Here is a 20,351-nt window from a genome sequence, read left to right as displayed (position 1 = left end):
ATTCCTTGTTGGTAGTCAGCAGCATAGGCAAAGTTCACCGGGCGTGTAGGCCCGGTGCACGAGTATGCGCGTGAAGCGTTGGCGGGGAAAGCCCGCCCCCGACGCGGCGGCCGTTGCCGGCTGCCGCGGGGGTGGGGATCAGCTGTTGGAGTTGTCGATCTTGATGGTCGGGTCGCCACCACTGATCAACGAGTTGATCGTGGTGTTGGACCAGTTGACCCCTTCGAGCTTGATGCTCACATCGGCGTTGGCCAAGCCGCCGGCGGCGTTGAGCTTGCCTTCGGTGCTGACTTGCAGGGTCGACTCGCCATTGACCGTGGTGATCTTCAGGAAGTTGTCGATGGTGCTGGCCTTCTCGCCCTGGAGCAGGTCTCTCAGGTCGAGGCGGTCGCCTTCGCTTGCCTTGAAGTCCTTGATCACGTCGTTGCCCAGGTCGCCGGCCTTCCACACGAAGGTGTCGGCACCGCTGCCACCGGTCATGATGTCATCGCCCTTGCCGCCGTTGAGGATGTCATTGCCGGCACCGCCAAACAGGATGTCGTTGCCTTCACCGCCGAGCAGGGTGTCGTTGCCGGTGCCGCCGAGCAGGATGTCGTTGCCCTTGCCGCCGTCGATGTAGTCGTTGCCACCCTGGCCGAAGATGATGTCGTTGCCGTTGCCGCCCAGCAGGGTGTCGGCGCCGTCGTTGCTGCGTGAGACGTCGAACTCGGTGTAGTGCTCGGTGATGTACTTGTGCATCGCCCGTGCGTCCACGCTGCCCGCATCTACGCCCAGCTTGTCGGCGACATAGCCGCGGATCGCCTCGACACCGGTACCGGCAACACCGTCGAAGACCATCAGGTCGCCGAAGATGATGTCGTTGCCGTCGCCGCCATTGACCGTGTCGTTGCCCGGCTGGGTGACTTCGGTATGGCCGAGGATGGCCTCGGCGAGCTTGCTCGGGTCGATGTTGGTCTGCGGCTTGCCGTCGGTGTCGTACGGTTTCAGGTCGTTGGTGTTGACGCCATTGTTGAGGCCGATGGCCTCGACCTCGGACAGGCCCGAGAGCAACTTGAAGCTGTCCTGCGAGTTGCTCGTGGTGGTGCTGTTGGTGTCGTAGCCCAGGCCACCACGCGAAGACAGCTCGTAGGTGCCGTTACCTTCCGCGTGCAGCTCGCCCGATACGCCGTATTTCCAACCGTTGCGGTAGTACTGCACCTGCAGGTTACCGGCGTTGTCGATGCTGACGTAGTTGGTGTTGCTGCTGTCGATGTAGCCGTTGTACGCCATGCCCGGCTTGTAGTTGATCGAAGCCAGGAAGGTGTCCAGGGTGATGCCCGAGGTGCCCAGGGTCGGGTTGGAGTTCTCGTTGGTCTGGTAATAGGTCGGCTTGCCATCGGTGATGAAGAACGTCTGGTTGCTGCCGGTATTGCCACCATCCTTGAGGTTCTGGAACCAGTTGGCGGTGGTCTTGAAGGCGTCCTCGTAGTTGGTGCCGCCGTCTGCCCGCAGGTTGTTCAGGGCGTTGAGCAACTGTTGCAGGCCGGCATCGTTCAGGGTCACCGAAACGCTGCTCTTGACCTGGGTGGCGAAGTCCACCAGGAGGATGTTCACGGTACCCGACTGGTCGCCCTTGACGCTGGCGGCCAGGGTCTTGAACACCGATTCCAGGGATTTCTTCGCCGCATCCACGCCGGACGAACCCATGCTGCCCGAGGTGTCGACGATGAAGGCGAGGTTGTAGTCCTGGCCCGGCACCACGTGCAGGCCGGTGACGTCGGCAACCACCACATCGTTGCCGTCGGTGCCGGTGATGTTGTCGCTGTCCGAGGACAGGTTGCTGGTGGTGTAGGACTGTGGGTAGACGGTGACCTTGATGGTGCCTTCGCTGGTCGCGGTGCTGCCGCCGACGCTCTCGGTGGAGGTTGAGCTGACCTTCACGTCGAACTGGCCCTGGTAGTAGGCCGGCGGCTTGATGGTCAGGCTGCCCAGGTTCCAGCCGGTGACGTCCACCGCGTCCTTGCCGACGGTGAAGGTATGGCCGGCATTATCGGCCAGCACCGAGCCTGCCGGGATGCCGCTGAGCTTGACGCTCAGGGACTCGGAGCCGTCGGTATCGGTGAGGTTGGTGCTGATGCCCACCAGCTTGACCGGCGCGCCGTTCTCGCTGCCTTCGTTGAGCTTGTAGCCGTCGTAGTAGCCCTGGTTGTTGCTGCCGTGCAGGTCGCCGACGGTCACGCCGGCGTTGGTCAGGTCCTTGACGCTCGGGTACATCGGGATGTTCGAGCTGTTGAGGTCGGTGACCGCGCCGTTGCCCACCTTGATGTTGACGTCCAGGCTGCCGGGGCCGGCCTGGTTGGCGTTGTAGATCTCCAGGGTGTAGTAGCCGCTGGTAGTCGGGGTGAAGCTGCCGGAGATGGCGCCGCTGCCCGAGCCCCAGGTGCCGCTGGCGACGTTCTTGCCGCCCACGACGATCTGCAGACTGTCGTCGGCGGTGCCGCTGAACGCATAGGTCTTGCCGGCTTCCAGGTAGATCAGGCCGGAGGTCTTCGAGCCGCTGCCTGCGGTCACGCTGGCAACCGTGTCGACCCCGGTGACGGTCTCGCTCTTGCTGGCATTGCCGGAGTTGGCAAAGACATTCTTCAGCGCATCGCCGGTGATGCCGTTGCCGTTGCTACCCAGGCCCGTGAGGCTGTTCCAGGTTTCCTTGAGCAGGCCGATCGAGTTGACGTTGTTGTTGCCGATGTTCAGGTCCGGCTTGTCGGCCACCGGGGCGATATCGACCTTCATGGTCACTTCGCCGCCGGCGTTGGTGCCGTCGTTGGGCTTGTACTTGATCTGCGCGTAGTCGGCTTGCTTGTTGCCCACGCCGCTGCCGCCATAGCCGTCGACGCCCGACTGGTTGGCCAGCGGCACGAACTTGAGCTTGCCGGCGGCGATGTCGGCCTGGCTGATGTTCTGGTTGAGCGAGACATCCACCCACGAGGTGCCGTTGAAGAACTTCAGGCTGCCCAGGTCCGGCAGCTTGCTGATGGTCACCGACAGGCCGGTGTTGCCATCGGCGTCGCTGACGTTGAAGTCACCCCACTTGAACACGTAGTCGGTGTCTTCGTTGCCAGTCACCGCGCCGCCGGTCGACACCGGCGCATGGTCGTTGTCGATGATGGTGGTGGTGACGCTGGACTTGCCCGAGTCGACCTGCAGGTTCTCGAAGCCGCCGCCCGTGGCGCCGCTGATCTTGACCGTGAAGTTCTCCGAACCCTCGACCAGCTTGTCGTCGATGGTCTTGATGTCGAAGCTGGTGCCGCTGCTGCCGGCCGGGATCTTCACGGTGACCACACCGGTGAAGTCCTGGCCGTCGGTGGCGGTGCCGCTGTAGGTCAGGGTGATGGTCACCTCGGACTTCGACGGGTTGCTCAGGGTCAGGTTGTAGTGGGCGGTGTCGCCTTCGGTCACCGAGGTGTCGCCGCTGATGCCGACGGTGGTCAGGTCGCCCTGGCCGCTCGGCTCGTCGGTGACGCTGGTGGTGACGGTGTTGCTGCCCAGGGTCAGCTTCTCGAAGTTGTCGCCACCGGCGACCGACTCGATCTTGTTGACGATGTTCGGCTGGCCACCGAGGTACGGGTCGTCCTTGGCGGTAATGGTGAAGGTGCCGCTGGCGCTGCCGGCCGGAATGGTGACCTTGGTGCCGTCGGTGAGGGTGAAGGTCAGGCCGTTGTGGCCGACTACCGACAGGCCTTGGGCATTGGTCAGGGTCACGGTGTAGGTGACCTGGCCGCCTTCGCTGACGGTGGTCTTGTCGGCAGACAGGGTAGCGACCACTTCACTGATGGTGTCGGTGATCTGCACGGTGGCGTTGCCGCCCAGCTCCAGGTTCTCGAAGGTCTTGCCGGTGACCGCGGCATCGGTGATGCCGACGGTCAGCGAGCTGCCGTCCTTGAACACGTCGTCACCCTGTGCGGCAGCCTTGTACTCGACCTGGGTCTGGCCGGCCGGGATCACCACCTTGGTACCGTTGGACAGGGTCACGGTCAGGTCCTGCGCCAGTTTTTGGCTGACCTTGACGGTGAACGACGGCTGCTGGTCTTCGGTGACGTTGCCGTTGCTGACGATGGTGACCGAAACCTTGTCGCCCTGGTTGCCGGTGCCCGGAGTGCCCGAGCCAGGCTCGTCGGTGACGGAGGTCTTCACTTCGTTCTGACCCAGGGTCAGCTTCTCGAAGTTATCCGCGCCGGTGACGCCGGTGATCTTGTTGCTGATGGTCGGCTGACCACCTACGAACACATCGTCCGGTGCATTGATGGTGGCGGTGCCAGTGGCGCTGCCGGCCGGAATGGTGACCTTGGTGCCATCGGTCAGGGTGAAGGTCAGGCCATTGTGGCCGGTGACCGACAGGCCCTGGGCATTGGTCAGGGTCACGGTGTAGGTGACCTGGCCGCCTTCGGACACGGTGGTCTTGTCGGCGGACAGCGTGGCGACCACTTCACTGATGGTGTCGGTGATCTGCACGGTGGCATTGCCACCCAGCTCCAGGTTCTCGAAGGTCTTGCCGGTGACTGCGGCATCGGTGATGCCGACGGTCAGCGAGCTGCCGTCCTTGAACACGTCGTCGCCCTGTGCGGCAGCCTTGTACTCGACCTGGGTCTGGCCGGCCGGGATCACCACCTTGGTACCGTTGGACAAGGTGACGGTCAGGTCCTGGTCGAGCTTCTGGCTGACCTTGACGGTGAACGACGGCTGCTGGTCTTCGGTGACGTTGCCATTGCTGACGATGGTGACCGAAACCTTGTCGCCCTGGTTACCGGTGCCCGGAGTACCCGAGCCCGGCTCGTCGGTTACGGTGGTCTTCACTTCGTTCTGACCCAGGGTCAGCTTCTCGAAGTTGTCCGCGCCGGTGACGCCGGTGATCTTGTTGCTGATGGTCGGCTGACCACCGACGAACACGTCGTCCGGTGCATTGATGGTGGCGGTGCCAGTGGCGCTGCCGGCCGGGATGGTGACCTTGGTGCCATCGGTGAGGGTGAAGGTCAGGCCGTTGTGGCCGGTGACCGACAGACCCTGGGCGTTGGTCAGGGTCACGGTGTAGGTGACCTGGCCGCCTTCGGACACGGTGGTCTTGTCGGCGGACAAGGTAGCCACGACTTCACTGATGGTGTCGGTGATCTGCACGGTGGCGTTGCCGCCCAGCTCGAGGTTCTCGAACGTCTTGCCGACCACGCTGGCATCGCTGATGCCAACGGTGAGCGGGCCGCCGTCCTTGAACACGTCGTCGCCCTGGATCGGCGCCTTGTACTCGACCTGGGTCTGGCCAGCCGGGATCACCACCTTGGCGCCATTGCTCAGGGTGACGGTCAGGTCCTGGTCGAGCTTCTGGCTGACCTTGACGGTGAACGATGGCTGCTGGGCTTCGTTGACATCGCCGTTGCCGACGATGGTGACCGAGACCTTGTCGCCCTGGTTACCGGTGCCTGGAGTGCCCGAGCCCGGCTCGTCGGTGACGGAGGTCTTCACTTCGTTCTGACCCAGGGTCAGTTTCTCGAAGTTGTCGGCACCGGTGACACCGGTGATCTTGTTGCTGATGGTGGCCTGGCCACCGATGAATACGTCGTCCGGCGCGTTGATGGTGGCGGTGCCGCTGGCACTGCCCGCAGGAATGGTGACTTTGGTGCCATCGGACAGGGTGAAGGTCAGGCCGTTGTGGCCGGTGACCGACAGGCCCTGGGCATTGGTCAGGGTCACGGTGTAGGTGACCTGGCCGCCCTCGGTGACGGTGGTCTTGTCGGCAGACAGGGTGGCGACCACTTCACTGATGGTGTCGGTGATCTGGACGGTGGCGTTGCCACCCAGTTCGAGGTTCTCGAAGGTCTTGCCGGTGACTACGGCATCGGTGACGCCGACGGTCAGCGAGCTGCCGTCCTTGAACACGTCGTCACCCTGCGCAGCAGCCTTGTACTCGACCTGGGTCTGGCCGGCCGGGATCACCACCTTGGCGCCGTTGCTCAGGGTCACGGTCAGGTCCTGCGCCAGTTTCTGGCTGACCTTGACGGTGAACGACGGCTGCTGGTCTTCGGTGACGTTGCCGTTACTGACGATGGTGACGGAGACCTTGTCACCCTGGTTGCCGGTGCCGGGAGTGCCCGAGCCTGGTTCGTCGGTGACGGAGGTCTTCACTTCGTTCTGACCCAGGGTCAGCTTCTCGAAGTTGTCCGCGCCGGTGACGCCGGTGATCTTGTTGCTGATGGTCGGCTGACCACCGACGAACACATCGTCCGGGGCATTGATGGTGGCGGTGCCAGTGGCGCTGCCGGCCGGGATGGTGACCTTGGTGCCATCGGTCAGGGTGAAGGTCAGGCCGTTGTGGCCAGTGACCGACAGGCCCTGGGCGTTGGTCAGGGTGACGGTGTAGGTGACCTGGCCACCTTCGGACACGGTGGTCTTGTCAGCGGACAAGGTGGCCACGACTTCACTGATGGTGTCGGTGATCTGCACGGTGGCATTGCCACCCAGCTCCAGGTTCTCGAAGGTATGGCCCGGAACCGTGGCATCGGTGATGCCGACGGTCAGCGAACTGCCGTCCTTGAACACGTCGTCGCCCTGTGCGGCAGCCTTGTACTCGGTCTGGGTCTGACCGGCCGGGATCACCACCTTGTCGCCGTTGGACAGGGTGACAGTCAGGTCGTATCCAAGCTTCTGGCTGACCTTGACGGTGAACGAGGGCTGCTGGTCCTCGGTGACATTGCCATTGCCGACGATGGTGACGGACACCTTGTCGCCCTGGTTGTCGGTGCCCGGGGTTCCAGTGCCCGGCTCGTCGGTCACGGAGGTCTGCACCTCACCTTGGCCGAGGGTCAGTTTCTCGAAGTTGTCGGCACCGCTGACGGTCACCAATTTGTTGCTGATGGTCGCCTGGCCGCCGACGAACACATCGTCCGGAGCATTGATGGTGGCAGTGCCGGTAGCGTTGCCGGCCGGGATGGTGACCTTGGTACCGTCGGACAGGGTGAAGGTCAGGCCGTTGTGGCCAGTGACCGACAGGCCCTGGGCGTTGGTCAGGGTCACGGTGTAGGTGATCTGGCCACCTTCGGACACAGTGGTCTTGTCGGCGGTGAGGGTCGCGACGACTTCACTGATGGTATCGGTGATCTGCACAGTGGCGTTGCCACCGAGCTCCAGGTTTTCGAAGGTCTTGCCGGTGACTGCGGCATCGGTGATGCCGACGGTCAGCGAACTGCCGTCCTTGAACACATCGTCGCCCTGGGCGGCAGCCTTGTACTCGGTCTGGGTCTGACCGGCCGGGATCACCACCTTGTCGCCGTTACTCAGGGTCACGGTCAGGTCCTGCGCCAGCTTCTGGCTGACCTTGACGGTGAACGAAGGCTGCTGGTCTTCGGTGACATTGCCGTTGCCGACGATGGTGACGGTGACCTTGTCGCCTTGGTTGTCGGTACCTGGAGTGCCGGTGCCTGGCTCGTCGGTCACGGTCGTGGTGACGGTGTTGTCGCCGAGGGTAAGCTTCTCGAAGTTGTCTGCGCCGCTGACGCCTTCGATCTTGTTGATGATCGCAGGCTGGCCGCCGACGAACACGTCGTCCGGAGCGGTGATGGTGAAGGTGCCGCTGGCACTGCCCGCAGGAATGGTGACTTTGGTGCCATCGGTCAGGGTGAAGGTCAGGCCGTTATGGCCAGTGACCGACAGGCCCTGGGCATTGGTCAGGGTCACGGTGTAGGTGATCTGGCCGCCCTCGGACACGGTGGTCTTGTCCGCAGTCAGGGTCGCGACCACTTCGCTGATGGTGTCGGTGATCTGTACCGAGGCGTTGCCACCCAGCTCCAGGTTCTCGAAGGCCTTGCCATCGACGGCGGCATCGGTGATGCCGACGGTCAGGGTATCGCCGTCCTTGAAGACGTCATCGCCCTGAGCCTTGGCTTTGTACTCGGCTTCGGTCTGACCGGCTGGAATGACGACTTTGTCGCCGTTCGACAGGGTTACGGTCAGGTCGTGGTCGAGCTTCTGGCTGACCTTGACGGTGAAGGCAGGCTGCTGGTCTTCGGTGACATCGCCTTTGCCGACGATGGTGACGGTGACCTTATCGCCTTGGTTATCGGTACCTGGAGTGCCGGTGCCTGGCTCGTCGGTCACGGTGGTGGTGACCGAGTTGTCGCCGAGGGTCAGCTTCTCGAAGTTATCCGCGCCGCTGACGCTTTCGATCTTGTTGACGATGCTCGGCTGGCCACCGACGAACACGTCGTCCGCAGCGGTGATGGTGAAGGTGCCGCTGGCGCTGCCAGCCGGGATGGTGACCTTGGTGCCGTCGGTCAGGGTGAAGGTCAGGCCGTTGTGGCCGGTGACCGACAGGCCCTGGGCGTTGGTCAGGGTGATGGTGTAGGTGATCTGGCCGCCTTCACTGACGGTGGTTTTGTCGGCAGACAGGGTCGCTACGACTTCGCTGACGGTGTCGTTGATCTGAACGCTGGCGTTGCCGCCGAGCTCGAGGTTCTCGAAGGTCTTGCCGGTGACCGAGGCGTCGGAAATCCCTACGGTCAGGGTGTCGCCATCCTTGAAGACGTCATCGCCTTGGGCGGTAGCCTTGTACTCAACCTGAGTCTGTCCCGCCGGGATCACGACTTTATCGCCGTTGCTCAGGGTTACGGTCAGGTCCTGACCGAGTTTCTGGCTGACCTTGACGGTGAACGACGGCTGCTGGTCTTCGGTGACTGCGCCGTTGCCGACGATGGTGACGGTGACTTTGTCACCTTCGTTGCCGGTGCCCGGAGTGCCGGTGCCTGGCTCGTCGGTGACGGAGGTTTTCACTTCGTCCTGACCCAGGGTCAGTTTTTCGAAGTTGTCGGCACCGGTCACGCCTTCCAGTTTGTTGGTGATGGTCGGCTGACCGCCGACGAATACGTCGTCCGGCGCATTGATGGTGATGGTGCCGGTGGCGCTGCCCGCTGGCACGGTGACCTTGGTGCCGTCGGTCAGGGTGAAGGTCAGGCCGTTGTGGCCGGTGACCGACAGGCCCTGGGCGTTGGTCAGGGTGACGGTGTAGGTGATTGGGCCGCCTTCGCTGACGGTAGTCTTGTCGGCGGTCAGGGTTGCGACCACTTCGCTGACGGTGTCGTTGATCTCAACGCTGGCGTTACCACCGAGCTCAAGGTTCTCGAAGGTCTTGCCGGTGACCGACGCATCGGAAATGCCGACGGTGAGGGTGTCGCCATCCTTGAAGACGTCATCGCCTTGGGCGGTAGCCTTGTACTCAACCTGGGTTTGACCCGCAGGGATCACGACTTTATCGCCGTTGCTCAGGGTTACGGTCAGGTCCTGACCGAGTTTCTGGCTGACCTTGACGGTGAAGCTTGGTTGCTGGTCTTCGGTGACCGCGCCGTTGCCAACGATGGTCACGGAGACCTTGTCGCCTTCGTTGCCAGTGCCCGGAGTGCCAGTACCTGGCTCATCGGTCACGGTCGTGGTGAGGGTGTCCTTGCCGAGCGTGAGCTTCTCGAAGTTATCCGCGCCGCTGACGCTTTCGAGCTTGTTGACGATCGAAGGCTGACCGCCGACAAACACGTCGTCCGGTGCGGTAATGGTGAAGGTACCGCTGGCGCTGCCGGCCGGGATGGTGACCTTGGTGCCATCGGTCAGGGTGAAGGTCAGGCCGTTGTGGCCATTAACCGGCAGACCCTGGGCATTGGTCAGAGTGACGGTGTAAGTGATCTGGCCACCTTCCGACACAGTGGTCTTGTCGGCGGTCAGGGTCGCGACCACTTCACTGACGGTGTCGGTGATCTGCACCGAGGCGTTGCCGCCCAGTTCCAGATTCTCGAAGGACTTGCCGTCGACAGCAGCATCGGTGATGCCGACAGTCAGGGTGTCGCCGTCTTTGAAGACGTCGTCGCCCTGGGCTTTGGCTTTGTACTCGGCTTCGGTCTGACCGGCTGGAATGACGACTTTGTCGCCGTTCGACAGGGTCACGGTCAGGTCGTGGTCGAGCTTCTGGCTGACCTTGACGGTGAAGGCTGGCTGCTGGTCTTCGGTGACATCGCCCTTGCCGACGATGGTGACGGTGACCTTGTCGCCCTGGTTGTCGGTGCCCGGAGTGCCAGTGCCCGGCTCGTCAGTCACGGTGGTGGTGACCGAGTTGTCGCCGAGGGTCAGCTTCTCGAAGTTGTCGCCACCGGCAACCGATTCGATCTTGTTGACGATGTTCGGCTGGCCACCGACGAATACGTCATCCGGTGCGGTGATGGTGAAGGTACCGCTGGCGCTGCCGGCCGGGACGGTGACCTTGGTGCCATCGGTCAGGGTGAAGGTCAGGCCATTGTGGCCGTTGACCGGCAGACCCTGGGCGTTGGTCAGGGTCACGGTGTAGGTGATCTGGCCACCTTCCGACACAGTGGTCTTATCGGCGGTCAGGGTCGCGACGACTTCGCTGACGGTGTCGGTGATCTGCACGGTGGCATCGCCACCCAGCTGCAGGTTCTCGAAGGTCTTGCCATCAACGACTGCATCAGTGATGCCGACGGTCAGCGAACTGCCATCCTTGAAGACGTCATCGCCCTGGGCATCCGCCTTGTACTCGACCTGGGTCTGGCCAGCCGGAATCACCACCTTGGCACCATTGCTCAGGGTGACGGTGAGATCCTGGTCCAGCTTCTGGTTGACCTTGACGGTAAAGGACGGCTGCAGGTCTTCGGTGACATCGCCGTTGCTGACGATGGTGACAGATACCTTGTTGCCGGTATCCGGATCATCAGTGACGGTAGTGGTGAGTGTCTCCTTGCCGAGCGTCAGCTTCTCGAAGTTGTCCGCGCCGCTGACACCTTCGAGCTTGTTCACGATCGAGGGCTGGCCGCCGACGAATACGTCGCTCGGGGCGGTGATGGTGAAGGTACCGCTGGCGCTGCCGGCCGGAACGGTAACTTTGGTGCCATCGGTCAGGGTGAAGGTCAGGCCGTTATGGCCGGTGACCGACAGGCCCTGGGCATTGGTCAGGGTCACGGTGTAGGTGATCTGGCCGCCTTCGGTGACGGTGGTCTTGTCGGCGGTCAGGGTCGCGACCACTTCACTGATGGTGTCGGTGATCTGAACCGAGGCGTTGCCACCCAGCTCCAGGTTCTCGAAGGCCTTGCCGTCAACGGCAGCATCGGTGATGCCGACGGTCAGGGTATCGCCGTCTTTGAAGACGTCGTCGCCCTGGGCTTTGGCTTTGTACTCGGCTTCGGTCTGGCCAGCCGGAATGACGACTTTGTCGCCATTCGACAGGGTCACGGTCAGGTCGTGGTCGAGCTTCTGGCTGACTTTGACGGTGAAGGCTGGTTGCTGGTCTTCGGTGACATCGCCTTTGCCGACGATGGTGACGGTGACCTTGTCGCCTTGGTTATCGGTGCCTGGAGTGCCAGTACCTGGCTCGTCAGTCACGGTGGTGGTGACCGAGTTGTCGCCGAGGGTCAGTTTCTCGAAGTTGTCGCCCCCGGCAACGGATTCAATCTTGTTGACGATCGAAGGCTGGCCGCCGACGAACACGTCATCCGGTGCGGTAATGGTGAAGGTGCCGCTGGCGTTTCCGGCCGGAATGGTGACCTTGGTGCCATCGGTCAAGGTGAAGGTCAGGCCGTTGTGGCCGCTGACAGGCAGACCCTGTGCATTGGTCAGGGTCACGGTGTAGGTGATCTGGCCGCCTTCGGTGACGGTGGTCTTGTCGGCGGTCAGGGTCGCGACGACTTCACTGATGGTGTCGGTGATCTGCACCGAGGCGTTGCCGCCCAGTTCCAGATTCTCGAAGGACTTGCCGTCAACGGCAGCATCGGTGATGCCGACGGTCAGGGTATCGCCGTCTTTGAAGACGTCATCACCTTGAGCCTTGGCCTTGTATTCGGCTTCGGTCTGGCCAGTAGGGATCACCACCTTGTCGCCATTGGACAGGGTTACGGTCAGGTCATGGTCGAGCTTCTGGCTGACCTTGACGGTGAAGGCCGGCTGCTGGTCTTCGGTGACATCGCCCTTGCCGACGATGGTGACGGTGACCTTGTCGCCTTGGTTGTCGGTGCCTGGAGTGCCAGTACCCGGCTCGTCAGTGACGGAGGTCTTCACTTCGTCCTGACCCAGGGTCAGTTTTTCGAAGTTGTCGGCGCCGGTGACGCCTTCCAGCTTGTTGGTGATGGTCGGTTGACCACCGACGAACACGTCATCCGGTGCGGTAATGGTGAAGGTGCCGCTGGCGTTTCCGGCCGGAATGGTGACCTTGGTGCCATCGGTCAGGGTGAAGGTCAGGCCATTGTGGCCGCTGACCGGCAGACCTTGGGCATTGGTCAGCGTCACGGTGTAGGTGATTTGGCCACCTTCGGTGACGGTGGTCTTGTCGGCGGTCAGGGTCGCGACGACTTCACTGACGGTGTCGGTGATCTGCACCGATGCGTTGCCACCCAGCTCCAGGTTCTCGAAGGCCTTGCCATCGACGGCAGCATCGGTGATGCCGACAGTCAAGGTATCGCCATCCTTGAATACGTCGTCGCCCTGGGCCTTGGCCTTGTACTCGGCTTCGGTCTGACCGGCTGGAATGACGACTTTGTCGCCGTTCGACAGGGTCACGGTCAGGTCATGGTCGAGCTTCTGGCTGACCTTGACGGTGAAGGCCGGCTGCTGGTCTTCGGTGACATCGCCCTTGCCGACGATGGTGACGGTGACCTTGTCGCCTTGGTTGTCGGTGCCTGGAGTGCCAGTACCCGGCTCGTCAGTGACGGAGGTCTTCACTTCGTCCTGACCCAGGGTCAGTTTTTCGAAGTTGTCGGCGCCGGTGACGCCTTCCAGCTTGTTGGTGATGGTCGGTTGACCACCGACGAACACGTCATCCGGTGCGGTAATGGTGAAGGTGCCGCTGGCGTTTCCGGCCGGAATGGTGACCTTGGTGCCATCGGTCAGGGTGAAGGTCAGGCCATTGTGGCCGCTGACCGGCAGACCTTGGGCATTGGTCAGCGTCACGGTGTAGGTGATTTGGCCACCTTCGGTGACGGTGGTCTTGTCGGCGGTCAGGGTCGCGACGACTTCACTGACGGTGTCGGTGATCTGCACCGATGCGTTGCCACCCAGCTCCAGGTTCTCGAAGGCCTTGCCATCGACGGCAGCATCGGTGATGCCGACAGTCAAGGTATCGCCATCCTTGAATACGTCGTCGCCCTGGGCCTTGGCCTTGTACTCGGCTTCGGTCTGACCGGCTGGAATGACGACTTTGTCGCCGTTCGACAGGGTCACGGTCAGGTCATGGTCGAGCTTCTGGCTGACCTTGACGGTGAAGGCCGGTTGCTGGTCTTCGGTGACATCGCCTTTGCCGACGATGGTGACGGTGACTTTGTCGCCCTGGTTGTCGGTGCCTGGAGTGCCAGTGCCCGGCTCATCGGTCACGGTCGTGGTGAGGGTGTCCTTGCCGAGCGTGAGCTTCTCGAAGTTATCCGCGCCGCTGACGTTTTCGAGCTTGTTGACGATCGAAGGCTGACCGCCGACAAACACATCGTCCGGTGCGGTGATGGTGAAGGTGCCGCTGGCACTACCCGCAGGAATGGTGACCTTGGTGCCATCGGTCAGGGTGAAGGTCAGGCCGTTATGGCCGGTGACCGACAGGCCCTGGGCATTGGTCAGGGTCACGGTGTAGGTGATCTGGCCACCTTCGGTGACGGTGGTCTTGTCTGCGGTCAGGGTTGCGACCACTTCGCTGATGGTGTCGGTGATCTGAACCGAGGCGTTGCCACCCAGTTCCAGATTTTCGAAGGCCTTGCCATCGACTGCAGCATCGGTGATGCCGACAGTCAGGGTGTCGCCGTCTTTGAAGACGTCGTCGCCCTGGGCTTTGGCTTTGTACTCGGCTTCGGTCTGACCGGCTGGAATGACGACTTTGTCGCCGTTCGACAGGGTTACGGTCAGGTCGTGGTCCAGTTTCTGGCTGACCTTGACGGTGAAGGCTGGCTGCTGGTCTTCGGTTACATCGCCCTTGCCGACGATGGTGACGGTGACCTTGTCGCCCTGGTTGTCGGTGCCTGGAGTGCCGGTACCTGGCTCGTCAGTCACGGTGGTGGTGACCGAGTTGTCGCCGAGGGTCAGCTTCTCGAAGTTGTCGCCACCGGCAACCGATTCGATCTTGTTGACGATGCTCGGTTGGCCACCGACGAACACGTCATCCGGTGCGGTGATAGTGAAGGTACCGCTGGCGCTGCCGGCCGGGATGGTGACCTTAGTGCCATCGGTCAGGGTGAAGGTCAGGCCGTTATGGCCAGTGACCGACAGGCCCTGGGCATTGGTCAGGGTCACGGTGTAAGTGATCTGGCCGCCCTCGGACACGGTGGTCTTGTCAGCGGTGAGGGTCGCGACCACTTCGCTGACGGTGTCGGTGATCTGCACCGATGCGTTGCCACCCAGCTCCAGGTTCTCGAAGGCCTTGCCATCGACGGCAGCATCGGTGATGCCGACAGTCAGGGTATCGCCGTCTTTGAAGACGTCGTCGCCCTGGGCTTTGGCTTTGTACTCGGCTTCGGTCTGACCGGCTGGAATGACGACTTTGTCGCCGTTCGACAGGGTTACGGTCAGGTCGTGGTCGAGCTTCTGGCTGACCTTGACGGTGAAGGCCGGCTGCTGGTCTTCGGTGACATCGCCCTTGCCGACGATGGTGACGGTGACCTTGTCGCCTTGGTTGTCGGTACCTGGAGTGCCGGTGCCTGGCTCGTCGGTCACGGTCGTGGTGACGGTGTTGTCGTCGAGGGTCAGTTTCTCGAAGTTGTCGCCCCCGGCAACGGATTCAATCTTGTTGACGATCGAAGGCTGGCCGCCGACGAACACGTCGTCCGGTGCGGTGATGGTGAAGGTGCCGCTGGCACTACCCGCAGGAACGGTGACTTTGGTGCCATCGGTCAGGGTGAAGGTCAGGCCGTTGTGGCCGCTGACAGGCAGACCTTGGGCATTGGTCAGGGTCACGGTGTAGGTGATCTGGCCGCCTTCGTTAACTGTGGTCTTGTCCGCAGTCAGGGTCGCGACGACTTCACTGATGGTGTCGGTGATCTGCACCGAGGCGTTTCCGCCCAGTTCCAGGTTCTCGAAGGACTTGCCGTCAACGGCAGCATCGGTGATGCCGACGGTCAGGGTATCGCCGTCTTTGAATACGTCGTCGCCCTGAGCCTTGGCTTTGTACTCGGCTTCGGTCTGACCGGCTGGAATGACGACTTTGTCGCCGTTCGACAGGGTCACGGTCAGGTCGTGGTCAAGCTTCTGGCTGACCTTGACGGTGAAGGCGGGTTGCTGGTCTTCGGTGACATCGCCTTTGCCGACGATGGTGACGGTGACCTTGTCGCCCTGGTTGTCGGTGCCTGGAGTGCCGGTACCTGGCTCGTCAGTCACGGTGGTGGTGACCGAGTTGTCGCCGAGGGTCAGCTTCTCGAAGTTGTCGCCACCGGCAACCGATTCGATCTTGTTGACGATGCTCGGCTGGCCACCGACGAACACGTCGTCCGCAGCGGTGATGGTGAAGGTGCCGCTGGCGCTGCCGGCCGGAATGGTGACCTTGGTACCGTCGGTCAGGGTGAAGGTCAGGCCGTTGTGGCCGTTGACCGGCAGACCCTGGGCGTTGGTCAGGGTCACGGTGTAGGTGACCTGGCCACCTTCGGTGACGGTGGTCTTGTCGGCGGTCAGGGTCGCGACGACTTCACTGATGGTGTCGGTGATCTGTACCGAGGCGTTGCCGCCCAGTTCCAGATTCTCGAAGGACTTGCCGTCAACGGCAGCATCGGTGATGCCGACAGTCAGGGTATCGCCATCCTTGAAGACGTCATCGCCTTGGGCGGTAGCCTTGTACTCAACCTGGGTTTGACCCGCTGGGATCACGACTTTATCGCCGTTGCTCAGGGTTACGGTCAGGTCATGGTCGAGCTTCTGGCTGACCTTGACGGTGAAGGCGGGTTGCTGGTCTTCGGTGACATCGCCTTTGCCGACGATGGTGACGGTGACCTTGTCGCCCTGGTTGTCGGTGCCTGGAGTGCCGGTACCTGGCTCGTCAGTCACGGTGGTGGTGACCGAGTTGTCGCCAAGGGTCAGCTTCTCGAAGTTGTCGCCACCGGTGACCGATTCGATCTTGTTGACGATGTTCGGCTGGCCACCGACGAACACGTCGTCCGCAGCGGTGATGGTGAAGGTGCCGCTGGCACTGCCTGCCGGGATGGTGACTTTGGTGCCATCGGTCAGGGTGAAGGTCAGGCCATTATGGCCGCTGACCGGCAGACCCTGGGCATTGGTCAGGGTCACGGTGTAGGTGATCTGGCCACCTTCGGACACAGTGGTTTTGTCGGCAGTGAGGGTTGCGACCACTTCACTGACGGTGTCGGTGATCTGCACGGTGGCATCACCACCCAACTGCAGGTTCTCGAAGGTCTTGCCCGCCACGCTGGCATCGGTCACGCCGAGGGTCACGGAGCCGGCGTCCTTGAATACGTCGTCGCCCTGGGCCGGCAGGCTGTAGGTGGCCTGGGTCTGGCCGGCGCTGATAACCACAGTGGCGCCATTGGACAGGGTCACGGTCAGGTCGTGGTCGAGCTTCTGGCTGACTGAAACAGTAAAGGTCGGCTGTTCGGCCTCGGTCACGTTGCCATTGCTGGCAATGCTGACGGTCACCGTGTCGATGCTGTCGCTGATCACGGTCTGGGTTGGCGTGGTGTCGGGCACCAGTTTTTCGAAATTGCCGCCGGTGGCGCCGGTGATGCTGGTGCTGACTGTGCTGCCGTTGACGAACACATCGTTGGCCGGGGTCTGGAAGTCGACGCTGCCGGTGCTTTCGCCGGCCTTGACGGTGATGGTCTGGCCATTGGACAGAGTGACGGTGACCGGGGTCTGGGCCGGGTTGGTCAGGGTCACGGTGTAGGTGATCACGCCGCCTTCGGTGACGCTTGGGGTCGCGGTCAGGGTGGCGGTGGTAGTGTCGATCGAGTCGTTGATCTTAGTTTCCGCTGGTGCCGGGTTCGGCTCCAGTTTCTCGAAGTTGCCGCCCGTTGCACCCGTGATCGTGGTACTGACAGTGCTGCCGTTGTTGTAGACGTCGTTGGCCGGGGTCTGGAAATCGACGCTGCCGGACGACTTACCAGCCTCGATGGTGACGGTCTGGCCATTGGACAGGGTGACGGTGACTGGAGTCTGCGCCGGGTTGGACAGGGTCACGGTATAGGTGATTGCCCCACCTTCGGTCACGCTTGGCGTGGCGCTCAGAGTCGCGGTGGTGGTATCGACCGAGTCATTGATGACCGTTTCCGCTGGCGTCGGGTTCGGCACCAGATTCTCGAAGTTGCCGCCTGTTGCCCCCGTAATCGTGGTGGTAACAGTGCTGCCATTGTTATAGACGTCGTTGGCCGGGGTCTGGAAATCGACGCTGCCGGACGACTTGCCAGCCTCGATGGTGACGGTCTGGCCATTGGACAGGGTGACGGTGACCGGAGTCTGCGCCGGGTTGGTCAGGGTCACGGTGTAGGTGATCACGCCACCTTCGGTCACGCTTGGGGTCGCGGTCAGGGTGGCGGTGGTAGTGTCGACGGAGTCGTTGATCTTCGTTTCCGCTGGTGCCGGGTTCGGCACAAGATTCTCGAAGTTGCCGCCCGTTGCCCCCGTGATCGTGGTGCTTACAGTGCTGCCATTGTTATAGACGTCATTGGCCGGGGTCTGGAAATCAACGCTGCCTGACGACTTGCCGGCCTCGATGGTGACGGTCTGGCCATTGGACAGGGTGACGGTGACCGGGGTCTGGGCCGGGTTGGTCAGGGTCACGGTGTAGGTGATTACGCCACCTTCGGTCACGCTTGGATTGGCGGTCAGCGTGGCAGTGGTGGTGTCGATGGTGTCGGTGACCTGGGTCTCCGCCGGGGTGGTGCTCGGCGTGACGATCAGGCCATTGCCGCCGCTGGTGCCGGTGATGGTCGCGGAAATCTGGCCGCCATCAATGTAGGGCGTGTCGTTGGCCGGGATATTGACGTTGACGGTACCGGTGGTCTGGCCGGCCGGGATCACGATGACGGCGCCGTTGGACAGGGTCACGGTCAGGTTGGTCAGCGGAGGCTGGCCGACGGTGGCGGTATAGACGATGACGCCACCCGCCTCGGTGATCGTGGGGGTGGCGCTCAGGGTCAGACCGGTGGTGAGCGGGACGTTGGCCGTGTTGGTGCTGGCAGCGTTGCCGTCCAGTCCGCCCAGCTCCTCGACCGCCAGGCCGTTGCCGAAGCCTATCGGGCCGGTGGGGAAGCCGATGGTCGGGTCGACCACTCCAGCGGTTTCCTGGAGCAGGACGAAGCTATGCCCGCCGCCTACCGAGCCGCCGCCCGCCGCGGCCGGGCCGGCTGCGGTGGCTTCAAGTTCGGTGGTCGGGTCGACGCCGGCGGCGATGGCTTGTTGCAGCTCTTCGACCGAGGGCGCCGCCTGGGCGGTGGCCTGGTTCAGGTCAATGCTGCTGTCGGGGGCGTCGGCACTCCACTGGGTGTCGCGACCGAGGTCGAGCAGACGGCCGTCGGCCAGCTCCAGAGTGACCGCGCCGCCAGTGCCGGTGTCTACCTGTTCACCGGCAAGCAGGCGATCGCCTTCGATCAGTACACGCCGGATGCCTTCTGGGGAAACTGCGATGACTTGGCCAACAATGCTTTTGACGATGGCAACAACAGTGCTCATTGGACTCTCCGGACTACCCGTTCAGTTGGCTTCCATGCCCGGCCGGCATTCGAAGGCGGCGACTGATGGAATGTTTCAATAATGTTTTTGACGCACAATTGCGTCAATTTTACGTCTATAATTTCTGGCTATTAAGTTTATGCCAAACTATTGACCTTCTGGCTGCCATCCTAAACAATCGCCAAGGTAATGTCACATTGATATTTGGCCAGCCAACCCCTTTCTTTTGTATTAATCGCACTGCCTATTCGGAAGCTTCCTACATACAGATCAGGGTTCGCCATTTTCCAAGGCAGGCACGGCTTCGGCTGTGATTTGGGACAACAGCTCTCTCGGGAACCAGTAAAAATGCGTGCGTCACTGTTCACCGCTCTTCCTTTCGCTCTCGCCGCCTCTTTTGTTCAAGCACAAACCTTGCCCGAAGCCATGCAGAAGGCCCTCGAGGTACACCCGGAAATCCAGGCCGGCGTGAACGCGCGCACGGCCGCGGACTATCAACTGCGTGCAGCCCAGGGCGGCTATTTGCCGCGGGTCGATGTGACGGCCGGTTATGGCCGCGAGGGCACCGACAGCCCAAGCACCCGCAACCGCTGGGAGACGCTCAACCGTGGCGAATCGGCGATCCGCCTGCGGCAAATGGTCTTTGACGGTTTTGCCACCTCCAGCGAGGTCGGGCGTCAACAAGCCACCGTCAACGCACGTGCCTACTCCCTGCTGGGGACCTCCGAGCGCACCGCGCTGACCGTCGCCCAGGTCTACCTGGACGTGCTGTCGCGCCGTGAGATGGTGCGCCTGGCCGAAGAAAACCTGCGCAACCACGATCGTATCCTCGACCAGATCAAGTTGCGCACCAGTCGTGGCGTAGGCCGCATGGCCGACCTCGACCAGGCCGAAGCGCGCCAGGCCCAGGCCCGCAACAACCTGATCACCGAGCAGACCAACCTGGCCGATGCCAACACCAACTACCTGAGCGTCGTCGGGCAAATGCCCGACGAGTTAAGCACGCCCGCGCCATTTGTCGACCTGCTGCCGGCCACCCTCGACGAAGCTCGCCACCAGTTGGTCGAAGAAAGCCCGATCCTGCGTTCGGCCGAGTCGGACATCGCGGCTGCCGAGAAGCAATACGAAGCGGCAAAGTCTACGTTCTATCCACGTTTCGATGCCGAACTCGGACGAACGGCCGACAACAACCTCGACGGCGCGGTCGGCCACAACAACGAGTGGCAGGCCATGCTGCGCATGAACTTCAACCTGTACGCCGGCGGCAGCAACAAGGCCGACCTGGAATCGAAGTCGTACCTGGCCAACCAGGCCCTGGACATTCGCAACAACGCCTTGCGCCAGCTCAATGAGGAGTTAGGCTTGGCATGGAATGCTCTGGAAAACGCCAACGCCCAGGTGCCGATCGCCCAGCAGTACGTCGATCACAGCAACCGGGTGCGCAGCGCCTACCAACAGCAGTTCGGCCTGGGCGAGCGAACCCTGCTCGACCTGCTCGACAGCGAGAATGAAACCTTCACCGCCCAGCGTCGTCTGGTAGAGGTGAAGAACATACAAATGTTTACTCAGTACCGAATCAAGGCGACCATTGGTCAGCTGCTCAAGAGCCAGGGTGTCGTAGCCCCGATGGCCACCGTTGTGCAGAACGACCTGAAACCCAAGGTGAACCTGCCAGGCATGAACTGAAAGGCGCCTTGAAC

The 20,351-nt window shown here is 62.3% G+C and carries 2 protein-coding genes; one reads left to right on the top strand and one right to left on the bottom strand.

Translation table 11 applies throughout. The features are described 5' to 3' along the window. Positions 1 to 138: 138 nt before the first annotated feature. Positions 139 to 18,651 carry an immunoglobulin-like domain-containing protein gene (locus AAHK21_RS12810; protein WP_367857436.1) on the bottom strand — a complete coding sequence of 6,171 codons (18,513 nt, stop codon included), beginning with the start codon at positions 18,649 to 18,651 and terminating at the stop codon, positions 139 to 141. A 348-nt stretch (positions 18,652 to 18,999) separates the two neighbouring features. Here AAHK21_RS12810 and AAHK21_RS12805 point away from each other — a divergent pair, with 348 nt between their 5' ends. Continuing rightward, positions 19,000 to 20,337 carry a TolC family outer membrane protein gene (locus AAHK21_RS12805; protein WP_038707140.1) on the top strand — a complete coding sequence of 446 codons (1,338 nt, stop codon included), beginning with the start codon at positions 19,000 to 19,002 and terminating at the stop codon, positions 20,335 to 20,337. Positions 20,338 to 20,351: the final 14 nt, after the last annotated feature.

This window comes from Pseudomonas sp. TE50-2 (assembly GCF_040813665.1).
Lineage (GTDB): Bacteria > Pseudomonadota > Gammaproteobacteria > Pseudomonadales > Pseudomonadaceae > Aquipseudomonas > Aquipseudomonas soli.
The sequence above is the reverse complement of the archived record's forward strand: the minus strand, read 5'-3'. Positions and strand labels throughout refer to the sequence as shown.